This is a genomic window from Bacillus sp. YBWC18 (genome assembly GCF_002998775.1).
Lineage (GTDB): Bacteria > Bacillota > Bacilli > Bacillales > Bacillaceae > Bacillus.
Genome location: NZ_PVRI01000004.1, coordinates 285,275 through 304,257, shown reverse-complemented (window position 1 = coordinate 304,257; position 18,983 = coordinate 285,275). Strand labels below are relative to the sequence as shown.

Sequence of the window (18,983 nt, the reverse complement as noted above, 5' to 3'; positions counted from 1 at the left end):
AGGACTAAAGTCTATTTTTCATCGGATCTGATATACATTATATCGGATCTTTCTGTAAATTATATAATAAAAGGTCAATAAGGTCTTACGATTCGTTTTAATTTTATCAAGCTTTAATGTTTTTTCTTTTCAGCACAAGAAAAAACCGAACCCCATGTAGAACATAAGGTTTCGGTTTTTAAGTTGTTTTTATACTATACAGCCTGCTTCATATTGCGCATTTCTTGAAGTGCTGTTTTGCTCTTCGCTTCGTCAAATTCACCTTCACTTTTCGCAACAACGATTGTTGCAATTCCATTTCCAATAAGATTTGTAATGGCCCTTCCTTCGCTCATGAATCGATCTACCCCAAGCAGCAGTGCAAGCCCCTCCAGCGGAATGACCTGTAGTGCAGCGAGTGTAGAAGCCAGCACGATAAATCCGCTTCCTGTCACCCCAGCCGCTCCCTTTGATGTGAGCATTAGGACAAGGATGATGGTGATCTGCTGACCGATGGACAAGTCTACACCAAACACTTGTGCCAAGAAGACCACAGCCATCGATAAGTAGATCGAGGTTCCATCTAAGTTAAAGGAATACCCTGTTGGGATGACAAGACCAACCACAGACTTAGAGCACCCGTAGCGTTCCATTTTATCCATCATTCTTGGCAGCACGGATTCTGATGAGCTTGTGCCAAGAACAATTAAAATTTCATCCTTGATAAATCGCAGGTAACCGAACAGGCTGAAGCCATACATTTTACAAATGATGTTCAGCACAACGAAGATGAACAGGAACATGGTCATATAAACGGAGAGCATCAGACTTGCGAGCGGTTTAATCGATGCCAAACCAAAGTGTCCGATCGTATAAGCCATTGCCCCAAATGCACCGAGCGGCGCAGCACGCATGATATATCCAATGATTTTAAAGAAAACAAGTGACAGCTTATCAAGCCACTCAATGATTCCTTTCCCCTTCTCGCCAAGTGCAGCAAGCGCAACACCGAATAAAATAGAGAAGAATAAGACCTGTAAAATATCACCCTTCGCAAAGGCGTCTACCATGTTAGAAGGCACGATGTGTGTGACAAATTCCATCCAGTCGATACCCTGTCCCCCATTTTGGGTATACTGTGAAACGTCCCCTTTTTCAAGCTTGCTATAGTCCAGACCTGCACCTGGCTTCATGATATTTACCACAAAAAGACCGATGACCAAAGCAAGCGTCGTGACGACTTCAAAATAAATAAATGCTTTTCCCCCAACTTTTCCAACCTTTTTCATATCCCCCATCTTGGCAATACCAAGAACAATGGTTAAGAAAATGATTGGCGCGATGACCATTTTAACGGCATTGATAAAGGTGTCACCAAGCGGCTTCATTTCTTTTCCGACGTTTGGCCAAACCATCCCGACAATGATTCCGATAATGACAGCTGCAATCACCTGAAATGTCAGGTTCTTCAAAAGCCTCTTCATAAAAAATCAACTCCCTCACCCTTTGATGTAAACGCTTAACTATTATCTGTAGATAAATGATAGCGATTTCATCAAAGGCTGTGAAGCTTATGAACATATCGTACATTTTGGTCTTTTTGGTCTCTTAGTCAGAATGTATGATATATTTATTGACTGGCCGGCCAACCCCGCCATATTGCATATCTAATTTCAGCTCGCCTTCTTTCACTAAGAAGTCTAAATACCGGCGTGCCGTGACACGGGCAATGCCGAGTGCATTGGCAACTTCCTCTGCAGACTGCGGGCCTTCCTGCAAGCCCATATAGGCTTTAATTTCATTCATCGTATGCACATTCAGCCCCTTAGGGAGCCAAGTATCCTCCTGCTTAACAGCAGGCTTTCGTATGATATCATCCAGCATCTCCTGAGAAAATTCTGCTGCTGTGCGAATTTTAGATTTAAACGCTTTATAGTTTTCAAGTGATTCTTTCATACGTTCGAACTTAAACGGCTTGATGATATAATCTCGTGCACCATTTTGAAGCATGATGCCAATGGTCTCTTTGTCCTTTGCCGCAGAAATAACGATCACATCCACCTGTATCTTTTGCTTTCTAATGTCTTGAAGCGTCTTCACGCCATCTTTTTTTGGCATATATACATCGAGGACAACAAGGTCTGGACGAATTTCTTTGATCAGCTGGATGCCCTGCTCCCCATTACCTGCGACTGCCGCAACTTGAAAGCCAGGAACACTCTTAATGAACTCTTTATTCACTTCTTGCACCATCGGGTCATCTTCAATTAATAGCACCTTAATCTGAGTCATCTGTCTCTCTCCTCTATTGTCATTGGGAATTCGATTGAGAAGGTGGTACCAATGCCGATGCTTGATGTGACTTCTACATTTCCCATTCCTTTATCGATAATCGTTTTTACAATATACAGACCATAGCCTGTTCCGCCTTCTTTGCCGTATGTGAAACCTTTATCGAAAATATAAGGAATCATTTCCTCTTCAATCCCGGAGCCATTGTCTTCAATTAACATCGCGAGGACATCCTCGGTTTGATCAATACTAATAGAAATGCGTTTTGTGTTTCTTTCTACAGTATCATACGAGGCAAAGGCGTTCTCGATCAGATTGCCAAGCAGCTTCGTCATATCATGCTGATCTAAACGCTCAGGGAAATCACGCAGACAGCTATGTTCGTCTACTTCGACCTTTATGCCTAGCTCCTTGCCCCTTCTGATTTTGCTCATCAATAATCCCGCAACGGCATCATGCTGAATGACGCGGTGAAGAAAGTCCATCACATGTTCCTGTTCTTCCGTCGTTTGAAAGGCTAGATCGAGCGCCTGATCGGGTTTACCAAGCTGAATCAGCCCGGCAATCGTATGAAGCTTGTTCATATGCTCATGGTTTTGCACCCGCAGACCGTCAACAAAGTTCTTGACTCCGGTTAACTCCTCTGCCAATTTTGCCGCTTCTGTCCGGTCCTGAAAAATGGCGACCGCTCCGATAATTTTCTTTTTCATGACAATCGGAATCCGGCTGCTCATAATCCGCTTTCCGCTCATATGAATTTCTTCATTGTAAACGGGTTCAGCGCGATCAATGATCTCAGGGAGTCTTGTGTCAGACAGCACATCCCAAATATTCCGGCCTACGACATCCCCTGTCACACCAAAAATTTGCTTCGCCTTTTCATTAAAAATGGTGATCATGTGCTGATTGTCAATGGCGATGACCCCTTCATTAATAGAGTGAAAGGTTGCGGTGCGCTCCTCTAGCATTCTGACAATCTCATGCGGCTCCAGCTTAAACATTTGCTGTTTAATATGACGGGCGAGCAAAAATGAGCCTACAAGCCCAAAGCTGAGCGTCAGCAGAAGGATCATGAGGATATCCCGCTTCATTTCTCCTAATATATCGATCATACTTGGCAGCGTTCTCCCTACAAGGACAACCCCTGTTTGATTAAATTGATCATCCTTCACTGGATAAAAGGCTCTGATGGCTGTCCCAAGCTCTCCCTCTGCTTCTGAGAAATAAATATGCTCTGCAAAAGCAGGCTCTTCATCTGTCCCCTCCGAGCGCTGACCAATCCTTGTTTTTACCGGATGCGTTAATCTCACATGATCCATATCCATGACGACAATGTAGTCAGCATCTTGAATAATCCGAATCTCTTCGATGGCATGCTGTAATCGGTTACGTTCCTTTGTTTGATCAGCTAACGCCTGCTTCACCTCATTCATCTCAGCCACTGTTCTCGCCGTGTTCATGAGCCTTTTTCGAAGCTCTCGTTCCTCTGTTTGCTGGATTCCCCCAACAAGGACAATTCCTCCGATTAAAAGGGCGAAAATGACAACGAAATATGTGAGAATGGTGAGCTTCCATCTAATAGATAATTGTTGTAATTTCAATCGATTTCTCATCATTTTTTCACCTGTATCTTTACGAATTCTTCCTCGGTCAAGTATGCTTGACATAAGGGGGATCGGACGCATGAAGAATTTACTCGCCTATACACTATTGCTCATAATCGGTTTTGTAACCGCTTTATACTTTGGTTTTTATCATATGATGCCAAAATCAGCGACGACCTTTGATGATGAACAGACAGGGCTGAAGGATCAGCTTGTGTTCAAATTTAGCCATGTCGTGGCAGATAATACACCAAAAGGACTTGCCGCAAAGAAATTTGCTGAGCTTGTGCACGAAAAATCTGATGGGAAGATCAGCATTCAAATTTTCTCCAACGGGAGTCTTTATTCTGATATAGAAGAAATTAATGCACTCAAAGAGAATCAAGTTCAATTTATCGCCCCGTCTACCTCGAAGCTCGGCATGCTGTCCCCTGAGTGGCTGGCTCTTGACCTTCCCTTTGCTTTTTCTAATTATGATGCGGTTCAAAAAGGCTTGCACGGTGCAATTGGACAAAGATTGTTTGGCACCCTGCAAAAAGACGGGCTAAAGGGAATGGCCTATTGGACAAATGGCTTTAAGCAAATCACCTCTAATAAAGGTCCAATCAAACAGCCTGGTGATTTAAAAAACCAATCTCTCCGCATTATGCAAAGCGACATGATTGAAAAACAATTCAAACTTCTTGGCGCAAAGCCCTATCAGGAATCGTTTAATTCAACGTTCCAGCTATTAGAGACAAAAAAAGTAGACGGTGAAGAAAATACCATTTCAAATATTTATTCAAAAAAATTCTATCATATACAAGACTATATGACGATCAGTAATCACGGGTATTTGGGCTATGTGGTCTTAACAGATCAATCCTTCTTTGAACGCCAGACACCTGAAACGAAACGAATTTTACTTGAAGCCATGGAAGAAACAACAGCTTGGAATGAAAAACATGCAGAACAGATGAACAAAGATCAGCTGGAGGACATTAAACGGGAATCGCCGATTGCCATTCATGAATTGACGCCAGCAGAAAGACAAAAATGGGTGAAAGCCCTCGATCCTTTGTATGAGGAAGCCGAAAAAACCATTGGTTCCACCCTAATCAAGCAGATTCGCGAGCTGCGTGCGCGTTATGAACATTCTCCTATCCATGCTTTTCAAGAAGAGGATGAGACCAAATAAAAAATCCCTTTGAGAAAGGGATTTTTTATGCACCAGATTCACTCTGTTCTTGCTGCGTGAGCTCTTCTAATCTTGTGACAATTCTTCGCTTTCGGTATTGCATCATGCCTGTTTCGGCAATACCTTTTAGTTGTGAGCGGTTGGAAACTGCGCCAAACAAAATGCCTGCTATGGGAACAAGCTGAAACAGCTTCTTCCAGCCAAACGAATCCCGGTAATTATACACCACTTCACGCCACCCTTGGATTTGGGAAATCATGTTTTCGTGCTTTCCTTCTGAAGCTTGATAGCTCCTCAGCTCTTTTAATATAGATTTCTTCCCAACCACATCAGCAGAGTTCAGCTGTAAGCATTTAATGATGAAGACCCGCTCTTTCTTGTTTTTAGGATCATAGCCATAGGTGACGGCAATATCCTGTAATGTTTTAAGGGAGAGACCCAGTACCGCAGGAATATCTGCTGCCAGCGTAAACATACCGCCGACACCAGTTGTCGCACCTTGTACCGTGGCGAGGTTCGTCCTGTTTTTCCCCATATGTTCACTAATGGCATCCATGATTTCAATAGGAGCTTTTTCAATATCTTCTATGCGCTGAATGGAATCATCAGCACATTTCTTTTGAAATTGATGGATGATGCCTTTTTCTGATGTCAAATAGGCACCGCCTGATTGAATGTAATGCCCCATTTCATCAAGCAGCACACCGATTTTTTTCTGAATAAAGGCAGGCGTCAGCTTGTCCAGCATTTGAAATGGAAGGCGGCTGAGTTTCTCCCAAAACCATACCTTTTGCTGGTCTTTCTCCCACTGTTCAATCTCCTTTAATTGTGCTTTTAGCCACTCTTTTTCCTCCATGCCATTTGCCTCCTTAGATGCCGCTCAAGTATTTGTTTGTTATTATACACAATCCTTGTCCATCATACGTATAGAACATTGAAGCGGTTTCGAAAGGTTTGAAACTTTTTCAAAACGGTTATTGCTTAATACACAAACAAAAAGAGGAGTGATCAACATGTTAGGATTTCTGATTTCATTAGTTGTGGCGATTGTCATCGGCCTTATTGGCAGTGCACTCGCTGGAGGCAGTGTACCAGGAGGATGGATCGGTTCAATGATTGCCGGGCTTGCAGGTGCTTGGATTGGTCATGGATTACTTGGAACGTGGGGTCCTAGTCTGGCAGGCTTTGCGATCTTTCCAGCAATCTTAGGTGCAGCGATCTTTGTCATTATCTTAAGCCTGATCTTCCGCAGTGTGGGATCAAGGGTATCTTAAAAAAACGAATAACAGAGGAAGCAGTAGGGACACCGTCTAAGAGGCGGTGTTTTTTATGTGATGGATTGACAAGGTATCTATTTTTTTCACTTACATATGATAAACAAACCTATTAGTTCAGATAGTTGACTTTTCATGAAGATGGGCATATGATGATTAAAAATTGCATCAAGGAAACTTTTTGTGCCAAAGCAAAACTTTGTAGAATCTAGGTGATGACATATGACAAACAAATACATCGAGGCACAGGCACACATGTCAGCTGCAGCTGAGCGTGCACTTGAAGGAAAGGTCAAAGGATTTAGAAGGCTCCTTCCTTTTCTCGGCCCTGCTTTTATCGCAGCCATTGCATATATTGATCCAGGAAATTTCGCCACCAACATTGCGGCTGGCTCCAAATACGGATATCTCCTTTTATGGGTCATTCTCATATCAAATCTCATGGCTTTGCTCATCCAGTCCTTATCCGCAAAGCTTGGAATCGCGACAGGTAAAAACTTACCTGAAATCGCACGTGAAGAGTTTCCAAAACCCGTTTCAATCGGTTTATGGATTCAGGGAGAGCTCGTCATTATTGCCACGGATTTAGCTGAGTTTATCGGGGCGGCACTTGGTTTATACTTGCTTTTTCGAATCCCTCTGCTTGAAGCATCTATTATCGCCGCTATCGGTTCATTTGCGATATTAGAGCTGCAAAGACGAGGCTATCGAGCATTAGAAGCAGGTATTACAGGCATGCTGTTCGTTGTCGTGATCGCTTTCGCTGTGCAAACCTTTGTCGCCAAACCAGATATCGCAAGTGTCGCTGGCGGACTGTTCATTCCAAAATTTGATGGCGCAGACAGCGTGCTGCTTGCAGCTGGAATTTTAGGCGCCACTGTGATGCCTCACGCAATCTACTTACATTCAGCTTTAACCCAAAGAAGAGTCGTCGGCAGAACGGAAAAGGAGAAAAAGCAGATTTTCCGCTTTGAGTTTTTAGATATCCTCATTGCGATGATAGTCGCCGGGGCCATCAATGCCAGCATGTTGATTGTGGCAGCCGCTTTATTTTATAAAAATGGTCTCTTTGTTGAAGATCTGGATGTTGCGTTTCAGCATTTTGGTACACTCGCAGGGCCTGTATCAGCCATCTTATTTGGTGTAGGTCTGCTTGTAGCCGGACTATCCAGCTCTTCTGTTGGTACACTGTCAGGCGATATCATTATGCAGGGCTTTATTCAATACCGAATCCCGCTATATGTCCGCCGGCTGATTACCATCATTCCCCCTATTGCGATCATTGCATCTGGGGTGAACCCGACCTCCGCGCTTGTGATGAGTCAGGTCGTCTTATCCTTTGGTATTGCCTTTGCTTTAATTCCGCTCATTTTATTTACAAGTAAAAAGCGAATTATGGGCGAATTAACGAATGCCCGCTGGGTGACAGGAATATCTTGGGTGATAGCAGCTCTTGTTGTAGCACTTAATCTTTTCTTAATTGTAGATACGTTTATGTAAAAGACAGTGTTGAGCTGTCTTTTTCTTTCCATTTGGTTATGGTAGAATTCCCCTGAGAGGATGTGGGTTCATGTTTGTTTATCAGGATCAAGAGATATCCATGCGGCTGCTTGAGCCAAGAGACGCAAGAAGTCTGTATTTGCTCATTCAGCGGTCGAGAGAGCATTTACGTGAATGGATGCTTTGGGTGGATTCAACGCAGACAGAGGAAGACAGTATGGCGTTTATCCAAGGCGCCATGCAGCAAGCGATGCAGAACAACGGTTTTCAAGCGGGCATCTGGTCACATGGAGAACTCGTCGGCATCATTGGCACCCATCAAATTCATTGGATCAATAGGACCGTTTCAATCGGCTATTGGCTCGGAGAAGGCTATCAAGGAAAAGGCATCATGACAAAAGCCTGTCAAGCGGTCATTCGCTATTTATTTGAAGAGTGCGGACTGCACCGTATTGAGATTAGGGCTGCTGTCGACAATCAGAAAAGCAGACGCATTGCAGAGAGATTATCCTTTTCGCTTGAGGGAATATTAAGGCAATGTGAATGGCTGGGCAATCGCTTTACCGATCATTGTGTGTACGCCCTTTTACAGCCTGAATATATGAAACAAAAAACGCATTCGATGAATCAGCCTACTTAATTGTGTCGATTGCATGAATTATTTTATAAAGTGAAGCTTTGTAGTATCCGTTGTGATCGGCATCTGATAAAATAGAAGGAAAAATCGAGGTATGATGTATGTCTCTTATTATTTTATTTTACTTATGGATTGTCCCTTTGGTATTTGGTATTTTCTTCTCATTCCTAACAAAAAAAGCCACCTACAAACGCCGCTTTGTCCCATCCTATAGCATGGTAGGACTCAGCATCGTTTTTCTCATTCTGGCACTCGTCTTTTCAGCCAGCCATTTTCTATTTATTTGCGGTATGTTCCTATTTGCCACAACCCTTGTCGGCACAGGCATCCCTTTATTCTTAGCCTTTGGAAAAACACCATCCTAAACAAAAACCACCTTTTCGCGATGAAAAGGTGGTTTCTTTTTTATTGAAGCGGCATTCGGTATGTCATCGTGGCATTTGGATGTTCTTCAATCGTCTTCATCATGTCTTGAAGAATCTCTCCTGCGCGATCATTCGAGTCATACTTGCCGAGCATCTTTGCCCAAGAAGTACTTCCCAAGATCATCCCTTCAATTTTTTTGCCGCTTACTGAGACTTCTTGGACATGAATCAGAGTTTGCTGGTTTTGTGTGAGGATCCATAGCATGGTTTATTCTCCTTTTTTGTGGTGGTTGGATTAGTTTAACATATGATTTCCAATTATGTGTGGAGTGATTTGTTTTGCAAGTGCAATTGCAGTTTAAAAAACCTTGGTTCTATTAGAAAAATCAAGGTCAGAGTTTCATTCCGGCTTATTATATTTCTCAATGTATTGCTGAATGCCTGAAAACATCAAATCCTTTATTAATTCCGTATATTGATTGTAAGCATCTTCTTTTTCAATAATAATATCTAACATACTTTTTAATTTACCATCTATGATAATCACTCATTTTTTTCTCCTCCTTTGCTTTCAAAAAAAGAAACAAAACCACTTTATTCTTTTATCATATCAATCTTTACATGCCTGAAATTATTATCATTAATAAAACGATGAACCTTAATTCATCGTTTTATCTAAGCTCTCTAGTTATTTAAAAATTAATCTTCAATATAGCTTTCTGCTAGATCAATATCTTGTGTCATCTCTAATTCAGGATATTTTTCATCCAATTTACGCAAACATTTAATTAATTCCTTACTTTGTAAAATTTCTGATATGTCTTCAAACACTTCACTTATCCAATATAAATCTTCTTTACTGCAACGATCTAAATATTCTAGCGTTCTCTCTTCGTTTTCCCCAAGAATTTCTATTATTTCATCCCAACTTTTCTGTATACCATAATCATCATTTAAATCTAATTTTTTTCTTTTATCTAATACTATCTTTAATGCATTCTCAATATCCATATTGTTCCTCCATATTAAGGTTGTTTTGTAGCATCCGGAAAAATAGTTCCTACTTCTCCATTGGTTTTAATAACTCCAACCCTTACTCCTTTATGCTCTCCAAAAATAGTCACTCCATTCTCGACTTTTGAAAAATCAGGTGATTGAACAATTTTGGCACCCGCTTCCGCAATATCAGATTCTGTCCAGTTTTCTGGGAACCATGATTGGTTTGAACCTGTTCGTTTTGCTTTCACCTTATGACCAGGTACATTCCCTATCCTAACACCGTTCTCGTATACTTTATTTATATTATATTCTATATTATTTTCTTGTAAGAATTTTATATTGCTTTGTCCGTGTCCTCCACCCTTCATTTTTGAAATATTCCCTGTTTTAGGGTTTGTTGTGAAATCTCCTTTATTAGAATGTTTAATACTATTTTCAGGTATTTTACTTAAACCACTTGTTCTGTTAATTCCCATCTTCCCATGAAACCCTTTCGCCCCAAACGGCAAAAGCATTCCAAGCGCTGCGTTCATGCTCGCTTCCTGCTGTTCTTTCGAGACCTTATTCCCAAACATGTCTCTACCTGTAATTGCTTCGCTGAATCCGTTGGTGGCGGTGAGGCCGTATAAGCCTTTTTGCGATGTTTTTAAGGCGTCAAAAGACTTTTGCGATGTCTTGTAAATATCGACTGCTCTGACTGCGGCCGAGGTGGCTTGAGTTGTTTTATAAACAGCTTTTCCGCCTTTGAAAATGCGACCTGCCCAGCCGACGATTGGGATATAACCCGCTGCTGCCATGCCGCCTGCGGCGACGCGCTGTCCTGCGGTAAGTTCTTCGCCTGTGATCGGGTCAACGCCCGTTGCGGCGCGTTTTGCATCGTTTACTCCAGTCAGTTCATTCACGATATTTCCACCATAATCAAGTGCTTTTTCATACCAAGGGCGGTTGGCGAGTGCTTCTTGTTCCTTTGCGATTTCTCTAGCTTCTTCTTGTTCTTTTTTAATTTTGAGATATTCAGAAGTTTGCTTTTCAATATCACTTTTTGCCTTGTAGATTTCGCTATTTTGATACGCTTTCTTGTCAAAATTCATAGGCGAAATCGCTTTTCCATCATTTGTCGCATTCATCATTTCTGCGTACAATGCCATTGTAGCTTGCTGCTCCGTTTCTGACAAAGCATATTCATCTTTTAAATTTTGATCAAGCTCTCTTAGGTCTTTTACTGTCTTTTTTCGTTCATCTTCTGCATTTGCAATTTTTTCATCAAAGGTTTTGCTGTCAAATACCTCTAGAGAAATGAGGTCATCAATGTCCTGAAAAATGGTTTTAAGTGCCTTTTTTTGATCCTTTACAATGCTTTTGGCGTTTTTGATGCCCATATGTACTGCGTTGTCTAAAAAGTGTTCTTCTACGAAGGTATCGCCGCCAAAGTTTGTATCATCGAGTGTCCCAGAAACACCTTCATGAAAGGCCTTTTGCTTATCAATGAAGCTGATAAACATGTCTACATTTCCAGCGAGCTCTTTGTAGAAGCTTTTAATGTTATCGGCACCTTTCCCAGTGAAGTCGTCACCGAGATTAGAAACACCTTGTAATGCTTTTTTTAAATCTACCATTTGTTCGCGGAGTTCCTGGTAGTGTTTTGCCCTTGTGTCCATGGCACTTGTTAGTGCTTTTGCATCAAGTATCTTGCCCAGAAGAAGTCACTCCCTCCATTATTGATCATAAAGTCTATTTTACCTTTATCAACGAATTGGAAAAATAGGCTTTAAGTTACAAAAATAATATCCTTTAATTTCAATAGAGATGAAAGCAAGTGACAATTGAAATGATTTCCCCTAATCATCACAAAAAAAAGTCAGCCTTCTTTTCAGAAGACCGACTACCTTGTGTTTAGAAAAAGCGTTTGAGGCTTTTCTTGAGTGGAGGGATATCCAACTCACCTTTTTCAAAGAATTTTTTCAATAAATATTTACTGAAGCCTGCTGCTTGGGTGTAAGTGATTTTCCCAGGTAACGGGGGTTCATTGGCGACAGTGACATCAATAATAACTGGTTTATCAGATTGAAGGGCTGTATCAAAGGCTGGCGCTAATTCTTCATGTGATGACACAGAGATCCCTTTGCCGCCACATGCTTCTGCAAACTTAGCAAAATCAATATCCTCCAGCTCTATTCCATAATTCATGTTTCCTTTTACCTGTTGTTCATATTCAATCATTCCCAGGTTGCTGTTGTTTAAGATCACGACAACGATCGGCAGCTTATATTTTACAGCTGTCACAAAGTCTTGCATGACCATTGTGAAGCCTCCATCACCACAGACAGCAATAGCTTGTCGGTTCGGTTCATTTAACTTAGCTGAAATCGCACCAGGTAAACCGCAGCCCATTGTGGCAAGCCAGCTGGAGATAATGAAATCCTGCTGTTTCATTTCAAAATGACGTGCCATCCATACCGTCACATTACCAACATCAACTGAAAGAATAGCGTCGTCCTCGACTGCTTCTTCTAGTCTAGCAATGACTTGCTGTGGTTTAATCGGTGAAGTAGCAAAGGATTTTTCCTTATCCATTTCTTCTCGCCACTTCATCATATGCTCTGTACAAGCTTCAAGAAAACCACGCTGCTCTTTATATTCAATGTAGGAAGTCAGTTCATGCAAACCGCTCTTGCTGTCGCTCACGATTCCCACATCTACCGGATATCTTTTACCGATTTGATCTGGTTTAATATCCAGTTGAATAGCTCGCGTGTCCTCTGGTAAGTAGTCTCTATATGGAAAGGAGGTTCCAAGCATAATTAAGAGATCACATTCTTCCATCGCTTCATATGCCGGCTTCGTTCCAATTTGACCTAGGTTACCTAAAAAGTATGGATGCCTGTCTGGCACAACCCCTTTTGCAGGGAGTGTGATGACGATAGGAGCAGCTGCCTTTTCTGCAAATGATAGAAGCTCTTCTTTTGCATGTCTTAATCCTTTACCTGCTAAGATGACTGGCTTCTTCGCATTGTTAATCAGCTGAGCTGCCTTTAGCAATTGATCTTTCTTTGGCCGTACTTCTCCCTCAACATAAAGAGGGGATGTATAGACGGGTTTACGCTTTATTTTTTGAGAAAATAAGTCATCCGATACGGTGAGAACTGCCACACCTTTATGGGTATAAGCTGCTTTAATGGCTTGATTCAATAAGTCAGGCAACGCCTCTGCTGTCTGTACCTGCTGATTAAAGACAGCGACATCGTCAAACATCCGCTCCAATTTGATTTCTTGGAATGCGTCTCTGCCTACTTCGGCCGAAGCAACCTGCCCAGCAATTGCTAAAACTGGTGCACCATCTGCTTTTGCATCATAAAGTCCATTTAATAGGTGGACAGCACCCGGCCCAGCGATTGATAAGCAGACACCTAGTTTACCTGTTAGTTTCGCATCAGCTGCCGCTGAAAGTGCTGCCACTTCTTCATGCCTCGTTTGGATAAATTTTATTTGGCTTGATTCATGCCTAAGTTCTTCAATCAATTCGTTTATGCTGTCGCCGGGCATTCCATAAATATGTTTCACGCCCCACTCTTCCAGTAGCGCTGTTACTTCTTTTCCTGCGGTTCTTTGCGGCATGTGAGAAAACTCCTTTTTTCTTACTCCATACCACCGCACCCTTTTGATCAAACGTTTCAACTTGCTTTTGCTACTTTTTAAAATGATATGGAAGGGTCGCCACCACAATATCACGCTTCCATAATAGGCGGAATTTTAATAAAAAGGCAGATTGATTATGCAAAATGGTGTGCCATCTTTTTTTCGGGATAAATTGAGGCACGAGCACCATCACTTTATATTGATGCGCATTTGCTTTTGCCTCAATGGTTTCAAGAAATTTATCAAGCGGGTGAATGAGGCTTCGATAGGAAGAATGCAGCATCACAAGCCGTACACCGCTGTTTAGTTTTTCCCAATCCTCTTCAATTTTCTTATCCTTTTCTTTATCAAAGGATACATGAACCGCTATGACTTGATCTGACAAAGACCTTGCATATTGGACAGATTGTTCGACGACACGTGTTACACCTGCTATCGGTACGATGACCACATTCCCTTTAATCTCAACAGGCTCTGTTTCATTCAATAAACGCAGTTGTTCTCCAACAGACAGGTAATGCTTTTTAATGGAATGAAAGATAAATAGAACAATAGGCATGAAAACAAATACTGGCCATACGAGATGGAACTTGGTCAAAATGAGTATCATGAAAACTGTAAAAGAAATCAGTGCTCCGACTATATTGATTGGCATTTTCGTTTTCCAGCCCTGCGGTTTTTCTCGAATCCACTTCACACACATGCCGGTCTGCGACAGGGTAAATGGAATGAACACACCGACAGCATATAGCGGGATGAGGTGTTCTGTTTTCCCATCAAACAACCAAATGAGCAGCATAGAGGCTACGCCTAAAAAGATAATGCCATTGGAGTAACCAAGCCGGTCTCCTCTTACAGTAAACATACGCGGCATATATTTATCCTTTGCTAAATTGACAGCCAATAAAGGAAAGGCTGAAAAGCCGGTATTTGCCGCTAATATTAAGATTAGCGCTGTGACAGCCTGAATCACGTAATAGAAAAACGTACGTCCAAAAGTGTCTGATGCAATTTGTGATACAACCGTTTCTTCTGGCTTTGGCGAGATGCCGAAACCAAACGCAAGCAATGTGACTCCCACAAATAAAACGGCTAGTAATCCACCCATCATCAATAATGTTCTTGCTGCATTTTGAGCAGCTGGTTTTTTAAAGGATGGAATGGTATTTGAAATGGCTTCTACTCCAGTCAGAGCAGAACAGCCAGATGAAAAAGCTTTTAATAACAGAAATAATGTAATGCCTTGTACGTGTGTGCCTACCGCTGCATGCTCAGGTGCTGGCGGTACGCCGCCTGTTAACAATTTAAATCCGCCGACTCCAATTAATATAAGGAGTGAAAATACAAACAAGTAGACAGGATAAGCCAAAATAGATGCCGATTCTGTCAATCCACGAAGGTTGAGCACCATAATCACGATGACCAATACAATTGAGATCAAGACATGATATGGATATAGTGCTGGAAAAGCCGATGTGATGGCATCAGTACCCGCTGATATGCTCACTGCTACAGTCAAAATATAGTCTACAAGCAATGATCCACCAGCGATCAATCCTGGTTTTTCACCTAGGTTTCTGCTAGAGACAACATATGCCCCGCCGCCTTCTGGATAAGCATAAATGATCTGGCGGTAAGATAGAATTAACGCCATTAAAAGAATTAATACGCAACCTGCAATCGGGAGTGAGTACCAAAATGCTGCTGCACTAACCACGGAAAGAACAATTAAAATTTGTTCTGTACCGTATGCAACTGATGACAATGCGTCTGATGACAATAATGCCAACGCTTTGATTTTTGATAGTTTTTGTTCTCCTGCTGCCTGTGATTTTAATGGTTTACCAATTAAAATACGCTTCATCAAACTGTACATGTGATGCCCGCTCCTTTAGTGTCAAACGATTTAAATTACAAAAGATGGATCGCCAAAAAGACACAGAGGCAATAGAATGCCCCTGTGCCTATTGTTTAGATCACAGGTTGGTCTTTGCTCTCTTTAACGCTTACGAGGTTAGCTGACGGATTCGGGCGCATGAGACTTTGCCCTACCTAAAAAGGATTCACCCCACGTGGTGCCTTGCACCACAATTGGTTCCCCCGCTCATCGAAATGATTCAGCGATTGGTCTTTTATAAAAGAGATCATACTCCCGTTTGACACCAAAGTAAAGAGATTTTTTCGAGGTCTTTTGACCGTTTATTAATCAGTCTTTTTGCGGTTTTTTCGTACGAAATAAACAATCATCAAAGCGACAAAAATGATCAGTACAGCGATACAGGCAAAGTAAATCCAAGACTCACCGCCGCCTTGCTTTTCACCTTTTTTAAGATCATTTATTGTGCTGCTGACTGTTTGGTGATTAGAGAACATCTCTTTGTTTTTGCTTTCTATTGCAACTGTTGCGGTCTCCGTATTTGTTTGAAGGTATCGAATCACTTCATTTGATATATCAGCGTCAGCTGCCGTCATTCCTGAAAAAACAGTCATTGTTTGTTCTTTATTCCATACAGATGGCTGCGTCCATACAATACGAGCTGTGGTTTCGTTGATCATGCCAAATGAGGATACATCATATTGACCCTTTTTCGCTGGAACGATGAGATCGTCTGCTTTTTCTTTTAAAAGAGAGAATGTCTGGATGCCCCCGATGAAAATGAGAGAGTTCTTTTTCAATTGTTCATTTGTCACATTCGATGCTTTGATCAAATGATATTGTGCAGCTTCCGGCTGACTAAATGATTCTGTCAGCATCGCCATTTGATTGATCGTTGCTTGCTTGATTTGATCTGTCATGATGATCAATGTGTTTCCTTGCTGTGTTTTTGAAGTGTAAGGAAGCGGCCATGCGGCTAAATCCGGTGTATCACTATTTGTTCCTTCTGGTATTTGAAGAGAGCTGTTCTTGTCAATGTAAATCCAGCCTTCTTCATCCGTATGTCTGCACGATTCTATGCTTTTAAAACCCGTTGTGACAAATTGCAAGTCCACATACTCGTTCTTTTGAAGCACTTGCGAGTCTACTGGAATGGACACATGATAGAATCCATTCTCATCTTTGTTTCCTAGTTTTGTTAACGGTATGTCGTGCGGTTCGTTATTGATCATCACTGTTAGACGTTCCGCTTTGTTCGCTGGATCCGATTTTTTAAATGATAGATTTAGTTTTGCACCTGATTTTTGTTGAGCGATTAATGCTTTCGGATAATAGTAGTGATCAGATGCCGTCTTTTTGGTTCCAACTGTGACATCATCTCCGCCAAAATCTATTAAACGAATATGATGCGATGGCTTAGAAGCATTAGCTGTCACCTTTTGCAGCAGCAGGTCGGTACCAGTGAGCTGACCCGTCAGTTCAGGTTGAGTCAGGACACTGATTTTTTCAGCAATTGTCCTTGGCTGTTCAGCAGAGACAAATAAAATGGGCTGTTCTTTTTTCTTTGCTGTCAGGGTTCTCACCGCTAACGTAAGTTGATTGCTTTCTGTTTTAATCCCCGCAGCTTGCTCGATCGATTTCATACGTCCTTTCCAGCTTCCTTTTGCTCCCACAGCAATGGTTGGATGCGCAATTTGCTTGAGGTCCTTTTCTTGAACGAGTTTGAGGTCTGCTAGACGGTCTTTGTTTTTCAACGTACGATAGATTTTCATAGCCGCTTCTAATTCAGCCGCTTCCGGTGTATTTGGAATCACAATATCTGTTTGTTCTTTCTGCTCACCTGATGGAATAAAAGGTGAAGGGAAGCTGTCTAACGTCACGTCTTTCGTTTGAGCTCCTTTGAACGCCAGCTCACTTTCAGGATATACTTTCAGCCAATTGGCAGGTGTCTCTTGGTTGATACACACACCTTCTTTTAACACACCATAAAATGCGAGCTGAATTTGATGAGATCCTTTTTTCAATTGCGCTTTGTTCAATTTGATTTGAATCGATTTTTTTTGGTTTTTCCCTGATACAGGGATTGTCTTTTCAATCTCTCCATCAATCATCACTGTGAAAGACGATGGCGAAATGAGTAATGGTGAAGCCTCTATATTTAATGTAAGAGTGCTAGACTCTACTTTTTCTTTCTCCATTTGATAGGAAAATTCAGTGCGGTCTTCTTGTCCATACAAAGTCACCACATCTTCTGATAGATGCTGCGTTTCTGTTTGACTTCCTTTCGATGAGCGAACCCAATCGTCTTTCACTTGTACTCGATTGGATTGCGCCATTGCTTGACTTGCCATGAAAAAAGGCTGAATGGCAAGGGATAGCGCTAATATAAAAATCATCCATTTGACCGATTTCAATTTGTCACCCGCTTTTCTTTTGTTGTTGATCGTAACGCTCCGTTTTGTACCATTTCACTTCTTGTTTCAATAATCGGCTCTTCACCTCTACACATAAGGAGTACACGACAAGCGCAATCCATACTTGAGAATAGGTGAAGTACATGAGGACTACAATGAGAATGTTTTGTTTGGTGAGCTCTGTTTTCTCAATACTTAATGTAATCATCACTTCTGTTAGAAAGAGGAAGAAGGCTAATCCCCACAGGATCAGTGCGACAGCCCCTACAGATAAGTGAAGGTCAACAAATAGGTTCACGATAAAGATGCCATTTGAGAGCAGAACACCGAAGAAAAATAAGAAATACGTAAAGAAGAAATAAAACAAATCGAAAATCATTCGTTTTCGTTTCAGCTTCATAAACTGTCTTAAATATTTGAGTACAACATATTGATTACCTCTAGCCCAGCGCGTTCTTTGCCGCCACCAGACCTTCCATGTCTCAGGCTCTTGTTCCCATGTGATCGCAGCTGGGAAAAATCGAATCACATACCCAAGGTTATACACACGGATCGTTAATTCGGTGTCCTCGGCCAAAGCTTGGACATCCCAGCCGCCGAGTTCTTCTAAAATGTGCCGGCGGATGGCGAAGTTGGTGCCTGGTATTGTCGCAATCCCAAACCACTTCCATCTCCCGCCCTGCGCCATCCATTGGAAGCAGATGGTCTCAATATTAATAAATTTGGTCAGCAAATTTTGGGCTGCATTGATCACTCTGAATTTCCCGACAACGGCGCCTGCTTTTGGATCATTCAATAACCCAAGAACCAAATGATAGACAGCCTTTTGTTCCGGCATGTTATCTGCATCGTATACGCAAATCACTTCTCCTGTCGAAGCCTTCAATCCTTCATTCAGTGCAGTAGATTTTCCCTTCCCTGCAAATGGCGGCTTCGTTTCAATCATATGGACATGATCATATTGCTCACTGAATGATTGCACAATATCTCCTGTGCGATCAGAGGAATTGTCATTAATCACAATGATTTCAAGGAGGTGTTTAGGATAAGATAGCTGGACCATCGCTTTTAACGTCTGCCGAATGACAATTTCTTCATTATGAGCAGGAATCAGGATACTGACGGTTGGCAGCTCTTTCCCTTGTTTTGTCCATTTAGGCAGCACTTTTTCATAGGTGAGGTAATGCTGAAAGCCGCCCTGCATGAGAAACATGTGGTATAGGAGCATAG

17 protein-coding genes and 1 riboswitch are annotated in these 18,983 nt (G+C 41.8%); of the genes, 5 read left to right on the top strand and 12 right to left on the bottom strand.

Going from position 1 to position 18,983, the window contains the following annotated elements; genetic code table 11:
- Positions 1-194: 194 nt before the first annotated feature.
- From dctP to C6348_RS13250, 3 genes are all read right to left on the bottom strand, one after another.
- A complete protein-coding gene (gene dctP / locus C6348_RS13260; protein WP_034666695.1) occupies positions 195-1,463 on the bottom strand; it encodes a C4-dicarboxylate transporter DctP in 1,269 nt (422 codons plus the stop codon).
- Between the two features lie 124 nt (positions 1,464-1,587).
- Complete coding sequence (locus C6348_RS13255) at positions 1,588-2,271, bottom strand: response regulator (protein ID WP_106043488.1); 684 nt, start codon at positions 2,269-2,271, stop codon at positions 1,588-1,590.
- Complete coding sequence (locus tag C6348_RS13250; protein ID WP_034664453.1) at positions 2,268-3,887, bottom strand: ATP-binding protein; 1,620 nt, start codon at positions 3,885-3,887, stop codon at positions 2,268-2,270. The genes C6348_RS13255 and C6348_RS13250 overlap by 4 nt, the downstream gene beginning before the upstream one ends.
- A gap of 67 nt (positions 3,888-3,954) precedes the next feature.
- Between C6348_RS13250 and C6348_RS13245 the strand changes: the two genes are divergently transcribed.
- On the top strand, positions 3,955-5,052 hold the full coding sequence (locus C6348_RS13245; RefSeq protein WP_106043487.1) for a TRAP transporter substrate-binding protein: 1,098 nt from the start codon (positions 3,955-3,957) through the stop codon (positions 5,050-5,052).
- A 25-nt stretch (positions 5,053-5,077) separates the two neighbouring features.
- Here the strand turns inward: C6348_RS13245 and C6348_RS13240 are convergent, their stop codons facing one another.
- The gene (locus C6348_RS13240; RefSeq protein WP_095286236.1) at positions 5,078-5,908 is read right to left on the bottom strand and encodes an EcsC family protein; all 831 of its coding nucleotides are present in this window, start codon (positions 5,906-5,908) and stop codon (positions 5,078-5,080) included.
- 157 nt (positions 5,909-6,065) lie between these two features.
- Here C6348_RS13240 and C6348_RS13235 point away from each other — a divergent pair, with 157 nt between their 5' ends.
- The 4 genes from C6348_RS13235 (at position 6,066) to C6348_RS13220 (ending at position 8,828) form a co-directional block, all read left to right on the top strand.
- Positions 6,066-6,326 carry a GlsB/YeaQ/YmgE family stress response membrane protein gene (locus C6348_RS13235; protein ID WP_034663984.1) on the top strand — a complete coding sequence of 87 codons (261 nt, stop codon included), beginning with the start codon at positions 6,066-6,068 and terminating at the stop codon, positions 6,324-6,326.
- A gap of 222 nt (positions 6,327-6,548) precedes the next feature.
- Positions 6,549-7,826 (top strand): Nramp family divalent metal transporter, encoded by a 1,278-nt coding sequence (locus C6348_RS13230; RefSeq protein WP_034663985.1) that lies wholly within the window; start codon positions 6,549-6,551, stop codon positions 7,824-7,826.
- Positions 7,827-7,896: 70 nt separating this feature from the next.
- On the top strand, positions 7,897-8,466 hold the full coding sequence (locus C6348_RS13225; protein WP_106043486.1) for a GNAT family N-acetyltransferase: 570 nt from the start codon (positions 7,897-7,899) through the stop codon (positions 8,464-8,466).
- Between the two features lie 98 nt (positions 8,467-8,564).
- Positions 8,565-8,828, top strand: coding sequence for a hypothetical protein (locus tag C6348_RS13220; protein ID WP_034663988.1), 264 nt, complete (start codon positions 8,565-8,567; stop codon positions 8,826-8,828).
- 40 nt (positions 8,829-8,868) lie between these two features.
- Here the strand turns inward: C6348_RS13220 and C6348_RS13215 are convergent, their stop codons facing one another.
- From C6348_RS13215 to C6348_RS13185, 8 genes are all read right to left on the bottom strand, one after another.
- A complete protein-coding gene (locus tag C6348_RS13215) occupies positions 8,869-9,093 on the bottom strand; it encodes a hypothetical protein (protein ID WP_106043485.1) in 225 nt (74 codons plus the stop codon).
- Positions 9,094-9,228: 135 nt separating this feature from the next.
- Positions 9,229-9,375, bottom strand: coding sequence for a hypothetical protein (locus C6348_RS18915; protein WP_189293947.1), 147 nt, complete (start codon positions 9,373-9,375; stop codon positions 9,229-9,231).
- 152 nt (positions 9,376-9,527) lie between these two features.
- Complete coding sequence (locus tag C6348_RS13210) at positions 9,528-9,839, bottom strand: hypothetical protein (RefSeq protein WP_106043484.1); 312 nt, start codon at positions 9,837-9,839, stop codon at positions 9,528-9,530.
- Between the two features lie 14 nt (positions 9,840-9,853).
- Complete coding sequence (locus C6348_RS13205; RefSeq protein ID WP_106043483.1) at positions 9,854-11,485, bottom strand: T7SS effector LXG polymorphic toxin; 1,632 nt, start codon at positions 11,483-11,485, stop codon at positions 9,854-9,856.
- Positions 11,486-11,720: 235 nt separating this feature from the next.
- Positions 11,721-13,442 (bottom strand): pyruvate oxidase, encoded by a 1,722-nt coding sequence (locus C6348_RS13200; RefSeq protein ID WP_106043482.1) that lies wholly within the window; start codon positions 13,440-13,442, stop codon positions 11,721-11,723.
- Positions 13,443-13,512: 70 nt separating this feature from the next.
- Complete coding sequence (locus tag C6348_RS13195; protein ID WP_106043481.1) at positions 13,513-15,339, bottom strand: APC family permease; 1,827 nt, start codon at positions 15,337-15,339, stop codon at positions 13,513-13,515.
- 112 nt (positions 15,340-15,451) lie between these two features.
- A riboswitch (cyclic di-AMP (ydaO/yuaA leader) is annotated at positions 15,452-15,596 on the bottom strand.
- A gap of 69 nt (positions 15,597-15,665) precedes the next feature.
- Positions 15,666-17,753, bottom strand: a complete 2,088-nt coding sequence (locus C6348_RS13190; RefSeq protein WP_106043480.1) for a cellulose biosynthesis cyclic di-GMP-binding regulatory protein BcsB — start codon at positions 17,751-17,753, stop codon at positions 15,666-15,668.
- Between the two features lie 4 nt (positions 17,754-17,757).
- The gene (locus C6348_RS13185; protein WP_411266109.1) at positions 17,758-18,981 is read right to left on the bottom strand and encodes a glycosyltransferase family 2 protein; all 1,224 of its coding nucleotides are present in this window, start codon (positions 18,979-18,981) and stop codon (positions 17,758-17,760) included.
- Positions 18,982-18,983 lie beyond the last annotated feature (2 nt).